Here is a 12,809-nt window from a genome sequence, read left to right as displayed (position 1 = left end):
GCGTGCCGCCCGCGCGCTAAAGGAATCCCCTAGTGCCCGCCGGGTTGTTTCCTAGCGCCGACGCGCTAGGCTGCGCGCTATAAAAGCCGTGCCCCGCGTCCGGGAACGCGCATCGCCAAGAGTTGCCCGCCATGTTCCAGCCTGCCGAAACCGACTTCCACGCGCTCATCGAGGCCATGCCGCTGTGCATCCTGCTGCACGACGCGCAGACCAAGGAGATCCTCTGGGCCAACAGCGCCGCGCTGCAGGCCCTGGGCTTCAGCCTGGAGGAACTGGTGCCGCTGAAGGCCCCGGACATGACCAACCCGGCGCCCAAGTACCGCCGCTCCATCGGCCTGCGCTGGCTGGAGGGCGCGGCGCGCACCGGGCAGCGCGCCATCGAGTGGTGCTACCGCTCCAAGCAGGGCGTGGACATCCTTTCCGAGGCAACCGCCACCCTGGTCCACCTGGCCGAGCGCGACGTGCTGATGGTGCAGTTCCGCGACATCTCCAAGGAAGACAAGGTCAAGCGCGAGCTGAAGCGCACCGAGAGCCGCCTCAAGGCCTTCATGCAGGACCTGGCCGAGGGCGTGGCGGTGCTCGGCCCCGACGGCGACATCCGCTTCATCAGCGATTCCGCCCTAGCCCTGCTGGGCGCCGCGGACCGCCGCCACCTGGGGCGCAACTTCCTCGACGCCTGCGACGAGAAATCCCGCCAGCGCCTGCTCCAGCACCTCTCGCGCACGCCGCCCAGCCGCGAGCCCTACAGCGTCGGCTACCACCTGCGGCGTTGCGACGGCGACTGGCGCTGGCACCACGCCACCTGCCGCTACATCGAGATCGAGGACGACCTCAAGGGCCACCTGCTGCTGTTCCGCGACGTCAGCGAGCAGGTGCGCGCCGAGGAGGCCCGCCGGCAGAGCGAGCAGAAGCTGGAATACCTGGCGCGCTACAACGCCATGGGCGAGATGGCCGTGGCCATCGCCCACGAGCTGAGCCAGCCGCTGGCGGCCACGCGCAACTTCATCGAGGGCTCGGTGATCCGCCTCGGCCAGCAGGGCGCGGTCGAACCGAACGTGGCCTGGGGCCTGGACAGCGCGGTGCGGCAGATCGAGCACGCCTCGGAGATCATCAAGAGCGTGCGCGAGTACGTGGTGCGCCTGGAGCAGGCCGAGCAGTGCGTCGACCTCAACGAGCTGCTGGCCGACGCCCGCTATTTCATCGACCTCAAGGGCCAGCCGGCCGGCGTGCGCCTGGAGCTGGCGCCCTGCGCCGAGGCGCTGCCGATGAGCTGCGAGAAGGTGCTGATCGGCCAGGTGATCCTCAACCTGGCCTTCAACGCCATCGAGGAGATGGCCGAGCTGCCCGCCGAGCGCCGCCGGCTGCGCATCCACACCCGCCGCGAGGGCGACAGCGCCCTGCTCTGCGTCGAGGACCGCGGCCGCGGCATCGACGCCGGCGCGCGGGAGCGGCTGTTCGACGGCTTCTTCAGTTCCAAGGTCAGCGGCAACGGCATTGGCCTTGCGCTGTGCCGCAACATCGTGTCGCGCCACCGCGGCGACATCTGGGCGCAGAACGTCGAGCCCCACGGCGCCATGTTCTGCATCGCCCTGCCCTGCGTGAGGCCCGCCGACCAACGGTAGGGCGCGCCGCGCGAACCCCGCCGATGCTTGCCCTGGCGCGCCGGCACAAGCCCTGTCAGGGACAGACAAGGGCTTGGCACGCAGAACAAGGCAGCAGCGGGCAACGCCGGGCAGACTAGGGCTGCAGTCTTCTGCCCACACCGGTCCGCGGTCCGACCATCCAATAAAATCGAGGGAGCCACCCCCCATGCGAATAACCAGGATCCTTGCTCGTACCACGCTGGCGCTAGGCGTCTCGCTGGCCGCCGTCGGCGGCGCATTCGCCGACCTGCCGCCGGAGACCGTCGGCCAGACGACCCTGCCGTTCCCGCCGGACCCGCACCGCGCCTACGTCGTCGACGTGGAGTTCGACAGCTTCGTGACCGGCCGCGTGACCGTGGTGGACCCGGCGCAGAAGAAGATGCTCGGCATGGTCAGCACCGGCTTCGCCGCGCCTTCGACCCTGAGCCACGACCAGCACACCCTGTACACCGCCGACCTGTACTACTCGCGCGGCACCCGCGGCACCCGCACCGACGTGCTGACCGCCTGGGACACCTCCACCCTGTCGCCGTCCTGGGAAGTGGTGATCCCCAGCAAGCGCTCCGAATCCCTGACCCAGCGCTACGGCCTGGCGGTCAGCGGCGACGACCGCTTCGCCTACGTCTACAACTTCACCCCGTCCACCTCGGTGACCGTGGTCGACACCCAGGCCAAGGCGGTGACCGCCGAGATCGCCATCCCCGGCTGCGTGCTCAACTACCCGGTGGGCAAGCGCGCCTTCGCCTCGCTGTGCGGCGACGGCAGCGTGCAGTTGGTGACCCTCGGCGAAGACGGCAAGGAAACCGCCCGCAGCCGCACGCCGTTCTTCGACCCGAACAAGGAGAAGCTGGTGGAGCGCGCCATCAATGATGGCGAGACCTACTACTTCACCACCACCGAAGGCGTCATCCACGCCATCGACTTTTCCGGCAAGCAGCCCAAGGTGCTGCCGAGCTGGTCGCTGGTCACCGACGCCGAGCGCAAGGCCGGCTGGGCCCCGGGCGGCTGGCAGGAACTGGCCCTGGCGCCGAAGCTGAACCGCCTGTACGTGCTGATGCACGACCAGCACGAGCCGATGAAGTGGGAAGACCCGAGCACCGACATCTGGGTCTACGATCTGAAGACGCAGAAGAAGATCGGCACCCTCAGCGCCCCGGCCCCGGTCTGGAGCATGACCGCCACCAGCGACGACGCCCCGCTGCTGTACGGCGCCAACGTCGAAGGCGGCCTGGAGATCTTCGACCTGAAGGCCGGCAAGCACACCGGTACCGTGGAAAAGATCGCCAAGACCGCCACCCAGGTCCTGACCCACTGACAGAGGCACGACCATGCAAGCCGATCCCATCTACGTGATCGCCGGCGCCGTCTCGGTGGCGGTGATCCTGGCCAGCGCCGCCAGCCACAAGTGGCGCGCGCCGGGGCGCTTCGCGCGGCAACTGGAAGATTACCAACTGCTGCCGCAGGCCCTGCTCAAGCCCGCCGCCCGCGTGTTGCCGCTGGTGGAAGGCGCCGTCGCCTTCGCCCTGCTGGTGCCGGCCAGCCGTTCGCTGGCGGCCCTGGCCGCCGCGGCGCTGCTGGCGCTGTACGCCGCGGCCATCGGCGTCAACCTGTGGCGCGGCCGCCGCGACATCGACTGCGGCTGCGCCGGGCCCGACCAGGCCCAGCCGCTGCGCCCGGTGCTGCTGGCGCGCAACGCCGTGCTCATCGCCCTGGCCCTGCTCGCCAGCCTGCAGCCGCAGGCCCGCGAGCTGGGCCTGTTCGACGGCTTCGTGACGCTGGCCGCCAGCGCCGTCGCCCTGCTCCTCTACGTCTCCGCCGACGGCCTGCTGGCCAACGGCCCCCGTCTGCTCAAACTCATTGGAAGGTGAACCATGGAAGCCATGATCGTTTCCAACATCCTGCTCTGGTGCCTGCTGCTGGCACTGGCATTCGTCGTCATGGGCCTGGTGCGCCAGATCGGCGTGCTGCACGGGCGCATCGCCCCGGCCGGCGCGCTGATGGTCGACAAGGGCGTCGCCGTGAATGAGCCGGCTCCGCAGGTCACCGCCGCCGACCGCCACGGCCGCCCGGTGAACTTCGGCTACGCCGGCGAGAAGGCCCAGCTGCTGTTCTTCCTCTCGCCCACCTGCCCGATCTGCAAGTCGCTGCTGCCGGCGATCAAGTCCATCGCCAAGGAACAGGCGCAGCGCCTGGACGTGGTCTTCGTCAGCGACGGCGAGCCGGCCGCGCAGCAGGCGCTGATCGCCGAGCACAAGCTCGAAGGCGCCACCTACGTGGTCGGCCCGGAAGTGGGCATGACCTACCAGATCGGCAAGCTACCCTACGCGGCGCTGATCGACCGGAACGGCATCCTCCGCGCCAAGGGCCTGGTCAACTCCCGCGAGCACCTGGACAGCCTGTTCGAGGCCGAGCACCTGGGCAGCGCCACCCTGCAGCAGTACCTGCAGGCCCAGCAGCCTCAGGTTCACAGCCACGAGCCCGGCCACGCGCACTCGCACAGCGCCCACTGAACAATAAAAAGGGATAACCGATGAAATTCCTCGACCAGCTCTTCGAGCGCTCCTCCCGTCGCATCGCCGATACCACTTCGCGGCGCAAGCTGCTCTCGCGCATGGGTTCGCTGCTGGTGGCCGGCGCCGCCCTGCCGGTGCTGCTGCCCATCGACCGCACCGGCAAGGCCCTGGCCGCCGACAAGCCGATGGCCGGCGACCCGGGCGACCCCAACAGCTGCGACTACTGGCGCTACTGCTCCATCGACGGCTTCCTCTGCTCCTGCTGCGGCGGCAGCGTGTCCAGCTGCCCGCCGGGCACCGAGGTGTCGCAGGTGGCCTGGGTGGGCACCTGCCACAACCCGGCCGACGGCAAGAACTACATCATTTCCTATAACGACTGCTGCGGTAAGCACAGCTGCAACCAGTGCGCCTGCACCCGCAACGACAGCGAGGAACCGGCCTACCGTCCGTTCAACAACAACGACGTGAACTGGTGCCTGGCGGCCAAGTCGCACATCTACCACTGCACCGTCTCGGTCATCCGCGGCGTCGCGGTATAAGGCAGATGAAGCGCTCGCTGCCGACCCTCGCGCTGCTGTGCCTGCTGGCCGCCTCGGCGGCCCAGGCCCGCAGCATCCCCGACCCGCACCAGAAACACGCGCCGGGCAACGAGGCGCCGCAGACGCCGATCGCCGAGGCCGGCTACAGCAACGCCACCAACTACCAGTTGCAGTGCGCGGGCTGCCACCTGTCCGACGGCGCCGGCTCCAAGGCCAACGACGTGCCGAGGATGCTCGGCTTCGTCGGCAACTTCCTCAAGGTCGAGGGCGGCCGCCAGTTCCTGGTGCGGGTGCCGGGCATGTCGATGTCGGCGCTCAACGATGCGCAGCTGGCGGACATGCTCAACTGGCTGCTGCGCAAGGACGGCATGGCCGGCAACAGCATGCCGGCCAGCTACCAGCCGTACAGCGCGGAGGAAGTGGCGGGGATTCGCCACGAAACCATGCTCAACCTGCCGGGAACCCGCGCCCAGCTGATCGCCGAGATGCGCAAGCAGGGCATCGCCATCGAGGATGGCATGGGCGACTGAAAGACTCCTTTGGTTCCGCTTCGGCCCGCCTTATGGCGGGCTTTTTTTGGGGTTGGCTTTTCGTAGGAGCGAGGGGGACGCCTAGTTTTTGCTCGCGAACCGTGCTCGCCGGCGGCCATGGTGTTTCCGGTTGACTCCGAACCCTCTCCCCAGCCCTCTCCCTGAAGGGAGAGGGGGCCAGTCCGTGCCGAGAGAAGGAATGGTTTCAGCTGGAAACCACCGTGCTTGCCGGCTGACTCCATGACATCCAACCCTGCCCAACGGTCCCCTCTCCCTTCAGGGAGAGGGCGCTCTCAACCTCAGCCCCGCAACTCCCAGTGAACTCCATTCGCGAGCAAGCTCGCTCCTACAAAAAACCAGCCCCCTGCTCTACCGCAAGCCTTTACGCACCAAGCGTGAAACCTCCCCACCGGCGTGCGACAATGCCTACATTTTGCGGAACCCATGCTGCTGGAGAACCTATGCAGATCCTCAATAATCAGAACGACCTCGCGGGCTACCTCGGCCAACAGCGCGACAAGAAGATCACGGTCGTCACCGCCTTCGCCGCCGGCACCGAACCCCTGGTGGAAAGCCTGCGCGCCAACGGCAACCGTCTGGACATAGTGGTCGGGACCATCAACTCCTTCACCTCGCCGGACTTCATCGAGTACTGCATCGGCGAAGGCGGCGACGACCTGGCGCTGTCCGTCGACTTCCGCTACCAGAAGAGCATCCACTGGAAGCTCTACCTGATCGAGCCGGACGTGGTCATCCTCGGCAGCGCCAACTTCACCGAACTGGGCGTCGGCCTGTCCCGCGACAACGCCGTGGTCATCCAGGACGCCGCGCTCTACCAGCAGCACCTGGCCCGCGTCGAACAGCTGAAGGCCACCGAAGGCGTGCTGCCCAGCACCCAGACCGAGGCCTTCGACGAGGCCCTGGAAACCTACCGCCGGAACCACCGCCGCATGCAGGCGGGCCTGGCGCGCACCGCGCAGTACCTGGACGGCGAGAGCTGGCTGGGCGAGGAGTCCAACCAGAGCATCCCGCTGTTCATCTGGTACAGCGACCACTCCGAGGACTCCGAGACCACCGCCGAGGGCTTCCTGCGCGCCAGCAGCGGCGTGGACTGGGACGACGTGCGCGAGTTCTTCACCTACGAATGCGCCGAGGGCGCCCTGCCCTACGAGGAAGGCGACGTGGTGCTGACCGCGCGCTGCAACGGCTCGCACATCGGCTTCTACACCTTCGACCGCATCCTCTACCGCGACGGCACCTACTACATTTATTCCTACCGCAAGAAGCGCTACCCGGCGCCATTCAACCTGGACGACACCAAGGAAGGCCTGAAGGACGTCATCCCGCGCTGGTACGAGGAAGGCCGCACCGAGATGAACCGGGCGGACATCCTGCGCTTCATGATCTGAAGCCCCTCCCGGCAGCTTGCGAAAACGCCGCGAACGGTTCCCCGTCGCGGCGTTTTTCATTTGCGCTCCCGCTGGACGGCACCATCTTGAGGCCGCGGCGCCCGACTTCCGTGCACTTCTTCCCTCTGGCCACCTCGCTCCATGGCCGCCGCGATGGTCGGCCCTCGCGCCACGCGGGCCGTGCCGACCAGAGACACCCCTGCATCCAAAATTCCTGACGACCTGGCCAGGTTCTTGCTTCGCTCCGGACGGCGTGCAGGCGGTCGCTTGCGCATTTCTCGAAAGATTATTTTCTCTTTCGAATCAGATAGTTCAGATTGTCGAACGAGATTTTGTATACAAGGTAGTAGCCAAACAGGAACAGCCGTGTTTACAGTGCTCGGCACAACAAAAACAAGCGAGTCCTCCAGCCATGAATGACCGTTCAGCTGTAGCGTCTTCCAGCACCCGCCCGGAAGACGAGAACCTCGGTGTCGGCGCCAACCTGGCGTACGGCCTGCAACACGTTCTGACCATGTATGGCGGCATCGTCGCCGTGCCGCTGATCCTCGGCCAGGCCGCCGGCCTGTCGCCCGCCGAGATCGGCACCCTGATCGCCGCGTCGCTGTTCGCCGGCGGCCTGGCCACCCTGCTGCAGACCCTCGGCCTGCCCTTCTTCGGCAGCCAGCTGCCGCTGGTGCAGGGCGTATCCTTCGCCGGGGTGGCGACCATGCTCGCCATTCTCACCACCGGCTACCAAGGCGGCGGCATCCCCGCGGTGCTGGGGGCGGTAATGGCGGCCTCGGCCATCGGCCTGCTGATCACCCCGGTGTTCTCGCGCATCACCAAGTTCTTCCCGCCGCTGGTCACCGGCGTGGTCATCACCACCATCGGCCTGACGCTGATGCCGGTGGCCGCGCGCTGGGCCATGGGCGGCAACCCCAAGGCGGCGGAATTCGGCAGCACGGCGAACATCGGCCTGGCCGCGGTGACCCTGGTCATCGTGCTGTTGCTGAGCAAGCTGGGCAGCGCCGCCATCTCGCGCCTGTCGATCCTGCTGGCCATGGTGATCGGCACCGGCATCGCCTACGCCCTGGGCATGGCCGACTTCTCCAAGGTCGCCGAAGGCCCGATGCTGGCCATGCCGGAAATCTTCCACTTCGGCATGCCGACCTTCCACCTGGCGGCGATCATCTCCATGTGCATCGTGATCCTGGTGACCCTGGTGGAAACCTCGGCGGACATCCTCGCCGTGGGCGAGATCATCGGCACCAAGGTGGACTCCAAGCGTCTGGGCAACGGCCTGCGCGCCGACATGCTGTCGAGCATCCTGGCGCCGATCTTCGGTTCCTTCACCCAGAGCGCCTTCGCCCAGAACGTCGGCCTGGTGGCGGTGACCGGCGTGAAGAGCCGCTACGTGGTGGCCACCGGCGGGCTGATCCTGGTGACCCTCGGCCTGCTGCCGGTGGTCGGCCGGGTGGTGGCCGCGGTGCCCCCGGCGGTGCTCGGCGGCGCCGGCCTGGTGCTGTTCGGCACCGTGGCGGCCAGCGGCATCCGCACCCTGTCGAAGGTGGACTACCACAACAACATGAACCTGGTGATAGTCGCCACCGCCCTGGGCTTCGGCATGCTGCCGATCGCGGCGCCGAACTTCTACCACAACTTCCCCGGCTGGGTGGAAACCATCTTCCACTCCGGCATCAGCTCCTCGGCCATCATGGCCATCGCCCTGAACCTGCTGTTCAACCACTTCAAGACCGGCAACTCGGACCAGCAGTCGGTGTTCGTCGCCGCCGAGGAACGCACCCTGCGCTACCGCGACATCGCCGCGCTGAACGAGGGCGACTACTTCCTCAACGGCAGGCTGCACGACAAGGACGGCAACGAGGTGCCGGTGATCGACGAGGAGCACGAACAGGCCGAGCATGCGCCGCCAAGGACGGTGAAGGCTGCGGCGCATTGATGACGAAGAGCGCCCTCTCCCCAACCCTCTCCCGCAAGCGGGAGAGGGGGCTGTCCTGAGGGGCCGGGGAGTTCAGAGTCATCCCTAACAACACCGTAGGGCGTATAACCGTTCGCGGTTATACGCCGTTTGACCTCACCCCAAGCTCACGCCGGCCCCCGCAACGAAGCCCCCGCCGCAGAGCGCTCCGGACCCAACCACGTCGCCCGGGGCGGGCATTGGTGTATCGGCGTACAACCGCGAACGGTTGTACGCCCTACGCCGCCTCCCGCTGCTCCGGTTCCAGCAGGCCGATGAAGGCGCGCAATGCCGGGGTGTCGGTGCCGCGGCGCCAGAACAGCCAGGTGGTGGCTTCGGCGTGGCTGGGGGCCAGGTGGTGGATGGTCACGTTACGCCCGCCGGCCAGGCTGTCGAACATCGCCTTGGGGATGATCGCCACCCCGCCGCCGGCGGCGATGCAGGCCAGCATGCCGTGGTAGGACTCCATCTCCATGATCTTGCCCGGCACCACACGCTGCTCGGCGAACCAGCCTTCCAGGCGCTTGCGGTAGGAGCAGGTGTCGCGGAAGGCGAACACCGTCTCCCCCGCCACGTCGCGGGCGTCGCGCACCGGCGGGTGGCCCTGGGCGCTCATCAGCACCAGTTCCTCCTGGAACACCGGGCGGCCGTCCAGCTGCGGGTGGTTGGCCGGGCCGTCGGCGAAGGCGGCGATGAAACGCCCGGAGAGCACGCCGTCGATCATCTCGCCCGAGGGGCCGGTGGAGAGGTCCAGCTGCACCTTGGGGAAGCGCTGGTGGTAGCGCGCCAGCAGCTCGGGGATGCGCACCGCCGCGGTGCTTTCCATCGAACCCAGGGAGAAGCTGCCGTGGGGTTCGGCGCCGCTGGCCACCTGGCGCGCCTCTTCCACCAGGTCGAGGATACGCTCGGCGTAGTCGAGGAAGCTGCGCCCGGTGGGCGACAGGCGCAGGCGCGACTTCTCGCGGATGAACAGCTCGGCGCCCAGCTCGCTTTCCAGCTGCTTGATGCGCGTGGTCAGGTTCGACGGCACGCGGTGCAGGCGGCCCGCGGCGGCGGTGATGCTGCCGTCCTGGGCGACGGCGCGGAAGAACTCCAGTTGGGTCAGGTCCACGTTTCTCTCCGAGAGAATGATACTTTCTGAATTATTCATTTGTCATGAATGAAGCGCCACCTTACTTTCTTCCCCATGCCGGCGCCAGTGGCGCCGGCCGGACAACCGACGCCGCCGACCGACGGCGGCCAGCCCCACCTGCCGTGCAAGGACCTTCCATGAACCAGATCGCCGCCATCCCCGCTGCCATCTCGCGCAGCCCCGCCACCGGCCAGGAACTGGCCCGCTACCCCTTCGAGGACGCCGCCCAGCTGGAAAGCACCCTGGCCCGCAGCGACGCCGCCTTCCGCCAGTGGCGCGAAACCCCGGTGGCCGAGCGCGTCGCCGTGCTGCGCAGGATGGCCGAGGTGCTGCGCGCCAGCGTCGAGCCCATGGCCCGCATGGAAGCCCAGGAAATGGGCATGCCGGTCACCCAGGCGCGCGGCGAGATCAACAAGTGCGCCAACCTCTGCGACTGGTACGCCGAACACGGCCCGGCCATGCTGGAAGACGAGAAGACCAGCATCGAAGGCGCGTACATCTCCTACCTGCCGCTGGGCCCGGTGCTGGCCGTGATGCCGTGGAACTTCCCCACCTGGCAGGTCATGCGCGGCGCGGTGAGCATCATCCTCGGCGGCAACACCTACGTGCTCAAGCACGCGCCGAACGTCATGGGCTGCGCCTACCAGTTGCGCGATGCCTGGCTGCAGGCCGGCCTGCCCGAGGGCGTGTTCGAGGTGCTGAACGTGGAGCCGCCGCTGGTCTCCAAGGCCATCGCCGACGACCGCATCGCCTCCATCGCCGTGACCGGCAGCGTGGGCGCCGGCGCGGCCATCGCCTCCCAGGCCGGCGCCGCGCTGAAGAAGTGCGTGCTGGAGCTGGGCGGTTCCGACGCCTTCATCGTGCTGGCCGACGCCGACCTGGACGCCGCCGTGAAGGCCGCCGTGGCCAGCCGCTTCGGCAACTGCGGCCAGGTGTGCATCGCCGCCAAGCGCATGATCGTCGAGGAATCCATCGCCCCGGCCTTCACCGAGAAGCTGCTGGCCGCGGTCAAGGCACTGAAGATCGGCGACCCGCTGGCGGACGACACCTTCGTCGGCCCCATGGCCCGCTTCGACCTGCGCGACGAGCTGCACGGCCAGGTGCAACAGGCCATCGCCGACGGCGCCAGCCTGCTGCTGGGCGGCCACAAGCTGGAAGGCGAAGGCAACTACTACGCGCCGACCGTGCTGGCCGACGTGAAGCCGGGCAACACCGCCTTCGCCAAGGAAATCTTCGGCCCGGTGGCTTCGGTCATCGTCGCGCGCGACGCCGAGCACGCCCTGGAACTGGCCAACGACAGCGAGTTCGGCCTGTCCGGTGCCATCTGGAGCGCCGACAAGGCCAAAGCCCAGCACATGGCGCGGCGCCTGGTCAGCGGCGGCGTGTTCATCAACGGCTTCTCCGCCTCCGACCCGCGCGTGCCGATCGGCGGCGTGAAGAAGAGCGGTTTCGGCCGCGAGCTGTCGCACTTCGGCCTGCGCGAGTTCCTCAACCCGCAGACCGTCTGGATCGACCGCAAGTAAAGCTATAGCCTTGGCTTTTAGCCCGCGCCGCTCTCCTGGGCGCGGGCGTTGCACGCCCCGGCATGGTGCCGGGGCGTCGCCATTTCAGGAGGTCCCATGATCGAGCTGTACTACTGGCCCACCCCCAACGGCCACAAGATCACCCTGTTCCTCGAAGAGGCGGGGCTCGACTACCGCATCCACCCTGTCGATATCAGCGCCGGCGACCAGTTCAAGCCGGAGTTCCTCGCCTTCTCGCCGAACAACCGCATGCCCGCCATCATCGACAGCGCCCCGGCGGACGGCGGCGAGCCGATCAGCGTGTTCGAATCCGGCGCCATCCTCGTCTACCTCGCGGAAAAGACCGGCCAGTTCATGCCGGCCGACGTGCGCGGGCGCAAGACGGTGCTGGAATGGCTGTTCTGGCAGGTCGGGGGCCTGGGCCCGATGGCCGGGCAGAACCACCACTTCGTGCAGTACGCGCCGGAAAAGCTGCCCTACGCCATGCAGCGCTACATCAACGAGACCAACCGCCTGTACGGCGTGATGGACAAGCGCCTGGCGAAAGTGCCCTACCTGGCCGGCGAGCACTACAGCATCGCCGACATGGCCAGCTATCCCTGGGTGGTGCCGTGGCAGCGCCAGCAGCAGGACCTGGACGATTTCCCCCACCTCAAGCGCTGGTTCGAGGGGATAGCCGCCCGGCCGGCGACCGTGCGCGCCTATGAGAAGGGCCAGGCGTATTCGTCGCGGCCGTCGGTGACCGAGGAAGGCAAGAAGATCCTCTTCGGGCAGACCGCGGCCAGTGTGAGCAAGGGCTGACGCAGAGGTGCTTTCGTAGGATGGGTTGAGCCTGCGAAACCCATGCGGCCGTAGTGATGGGTATCGCTTCGCTCAACGCCATCCTACGGGTGTGGACCGGGGCATTGGTGTTTCCGGCCAACGGCGCATAACCGCGAACGGTTATGCGCCCTACGTCCCTGCGCCGAGGCGCTCTTCGTAGGATGGGTTGAGCTTGCGAAACCCATGCGGGCGGGGTGATGGGTATCGCTTCGCTCAACGCCATCCTACGGGGGTTGTGTGTGGGACCGAGGCATCGATGTTCCGGCCAACGGCGCATAACCGCGAACGGTTATGCGATGTACGTCCCTGCGCCGAGGCGCTCTTCGTAGGATGGGTTGAGCCTGCGAAACCCATGCGGCCGTGGCGATGGGTATCGCTTCGCTCAACGCCATCCTACGGGGGGGTGGACCGGGGCATCGGTGTTTCCGGCCAGCGGCGGATAGTCGCGAACGGTTATGCGCCCTACGTCCCTACGCCTAGGCGCTCTTCGTAGGATGGGTTGAGCTTGCGAAACCCATGCGGCTGTGGCGATGGGCATCGCTTCGCTCAACGCCATCCTACGGGTGTATGGGAGCCCGCCCTTCACACTCGGAACTGCCCCATCAGCCCCTGCTGGTGATTCGCCAAGTCGTTCAGCGACTGGCTGATCTGCGCCGACTCCTGGGCCTGGCCGGACAGCGATTCGGTCACGTCGCGGATGCCCGCCACGTTGCGGTTGATCTCCTCGGCCACCGCGCT

The 12,809-nt window shown here is 67.5% G+C and carries 12 protein-coding genes; 10 read left to right on the top strand and 2 right to left on the bottom strand.

Going from position 1 to position 12,809, the window contains the following annotated elements; all coding sequences use genetic code 11:
- Positions 1-131 precede the first annotated feature (131 nt).
- The 8 genes from RN02_RS12975 (at position 132) to RN02_RS12940 (ending at position 8,576) form a co-directional block, all read left to right on the top strand.
- Positions 132-1,622, top strand: coding sequence for a sensor histidine kinase (locus RN02_RS12975; RefSeq protein WP_043314875.1), 1,491 nt, complete (start codon positions 132-134; stop codon positions 1,620-1,622).
- 187 nt (positions 1,623-1,809) lie between these two features.
- Positions 1,810-2,958, top strand: coding sequence for an amine dehydrogenase large subunit (locus RN02_RS12970; RefSeq protein ID WP_009622215.1), 1,149 nt, complete (start codon positions 1,810-1,812; stop codon positions 2,956-2,958).
- A 13-nt stretch (positions 2,959-2,971) separates the two neighbouring features.
- Positions 2,972-3,511 carry a MauE/DoxX family redox-associated membrane protein gene (locus tag RN02_RS12965; RefSeq protein ID WP_043314874.1) on the top strand — a complete coding sequence of 180 codons (540 nt, stop codon included), beginning with the start codon at positions 2,972-2,974 and terminating at the stop codon, positions 3,509-3,511.
- Between the two features lie 3 nt (positions 3,512-3,514).
- Entirely contained in the window at positions 3,515-4,153 is a 639-nt protein-coding gene (gene mauD, locus RN02_RS12960) for a methylamine dehydrogenase accessory protein MauD (protein ID WP_009622217.1), read from the top strand.
- A gap of 20 nt (positions 4,154-4,173) precedes the next feature.
- Positions 4,174-4,695 carry a methylamine dehydrogenase light chain gene (locus RN02_RS12955; RefSeq protein WP_009622218.1) on the top strand — a complete coding sequence of 174 codons (522 nt, stop codon included), beginning with the start codon at positions 4,174-4,176 and terminating at the stop codon, positions 4,693-4,695.
- A 5-nt stretch (positions 4,696-4,700) separates the two neighbouring features.
- Positions 4,701-5,225: a hypothetical protein gene (locus RN02_RS12950; protein ID WP_043314873.1), complete on the top strand. Its 525-nt coding sequence runs from the start codon at positions 4,701-4,703 to the stop codon at positions 5,223-5,225.
- Positions 5,226-5,686: 461 nt separating this feature from the next.
- Positions 5,687-6,634 carry a phospholipase D family protein gene (locus RN02_RS12945; RefSeq protein WP_043314872.1) on the top strand — a complete coding sequence of 316 codons (948 nt, stop codon included), beginning with the start codon at positions 5,687-5,689 and terminating at the stop codon, positions 6,632-6,634.
- A gap of 412 nt (positions 6,635-7,046) precedes the next feature.
- A complete protein-coding gene (locus RN02_RS12940; RefSeq protein ID WP_052267729.1) occupies positions 7,047-8,576 on the top strand; it encodes a nucleobase:cation symporter-2 family protein in 1,530 nt (509 codons plus the stop codon).
- A 256-nt stretch (positions 8,577-8,832) separates the two neighbouring features.
- Here the strand turns inward: RN02_RS12940 and ptrR are convergent, their stop codons facing one another.
- Positions 8,833-9,705 carry a putrescine utilization regulator PtrR gene (ptrR, locus tag RN02_RS12935; RefSeq protein ID WP_009622223.1) on the bottom strand — a complete coding sequence of 291 codons (873 nt, stop codon included), beginning with the start codon at positions 9,703-9,705 and terminating at the stop codon, positions 8,833-8,835.
- A 158-nt stretch (positions 9,706-9,863) separates the two neighbouring features.
- Here ptrR and RN02_RS12930 point away from each other — a divergent pair, with 158 nt between their 5' ends.
- Together RN02_RS12930 and RN02_RS12925 are read left to right on the top strand one after the other, a co-directional pair.
- Positions 9,864-11,249, top strand: coding sequence for an NAD-dependent succinate-semialdehyde dehydrogenase (locus RN02_RS12930; protein WP_043314871.1), 1,386 nt, complete (start codon positions 9,864-9,866; stop codon positions 11,247-11,249).
- Positions 11,250-11,345: 96 nt separating this feature from the next.
- Entirely contained in the window at positions 11,346-12,050 is a 705-nt protein-coding gene (locus tag RN02_RS12925; RefSeq protein ID WP_043314870.1) for a glutathione binding-like protein, read from the top strand.
- 603 nt (positions 12,051-12,653) lie between these two features.
- On the opposite strand, the gene RN02_RS33735 is transcribed toward RN02_RS12925, so the two are convergent.
- Positions 12,654-12,809: methyl-accepting chemotaxis protein (locus RN02_RS33735; protein ID WP_161796246.1), on the bottom strand; the 156-nt coding region annotated here is incomplete at its 5' end.

Source organism: Pseudomonas sp. PI1 (genome assembly GCF_000812405.1).
Classification (GTDB): Bacteria; Pseudomonadota; Gammaproteobacteria; order Pseudomonadales; family Pseudomonadaceae; genus Pseudomonas; species Pseudomonas citronellolis.
Note: the sequence above shows the minus strand (reverse complement) of the source record. Positions and strands in the feature narration are given on the sequence as shown.

What these genes read in the sequence shown, in the direction of transcription:
- RN02_RS12975 (WP_043314875.1), top strand. Translation starts at nt 132, where the DNA reads ATGTTCCAGCCTGCCGAAACCGACTTCCACGCGCTCATCGAGGCCATG.
- RN02_RS12970 (WP_009622215.1), top strand. Translation starts at nt 1,810, where the DNA reads ATGCGAATAACCAGGATCCTTGCTCGTACCACGCTGGCGCTAGGCGTC.
- RN02_RS12965 (WP_043314874.1), top strand. Translation starts at nt 2,972, where the DNA reads ATGCAAGCCGATCCCATCTACGTGATCGCCGGCGCCGTCTCGGTGGCG.
- mauD (WP_009622217.1), top strand. Translation starts at nt 3,515, where the DNA reads ATGGAAGCCATGATCGTTTCCAACATCCTGCTCTGGTGCCTGCTGCTG.
- RN02_RS12955 (WP_009622218.1), top strand. Translation starts at nt 4,174, where the DNA reads ATGAAATTCCTCGACCAGCTCTTCGAGCGCTCCTCCCGTCGCATCGCC.
- RN02_RS12950 (WP_043314873.1), top strand. Translation starts at nt 4,701, where the DNA reads ATGAAGCGCTCGCTGCCGACCCTCGCGCTGCTGTGCCTGCTGGCCGCC.
- RN02_RS12945 (WP_043314872.1), top strand. Translation starts at nt 5,687, where the DNA reads ATGCAGATCCTCAATAATCAGAACGACCTCGCGGGCTACCTCGGCCAA.
- RN02_RS12940 (WP_052267729.1), top strand. Translation starts at nt 7,047, where the DNA reads ATGAATGACCGTTCAGCTGTAGCGTCTTCCAGCACCCGCCCGGAAGAC.
- RN02_RS12930 (WP_043314871.1), top strand. Translation starts at nt 9,864, where the DNA reads ATGAACCAGATCGCCGCCATCCCCGCTGCCATCTCGCGCAGCCCCGCC.
- RN02_RS12925 (WP_043314870.1), top strand. Translation starts at nt 11,346, where the DNA reads ATGATCGAGCTGTACTACTGGCCCACCCCCAACGGCCACAAGATCACC.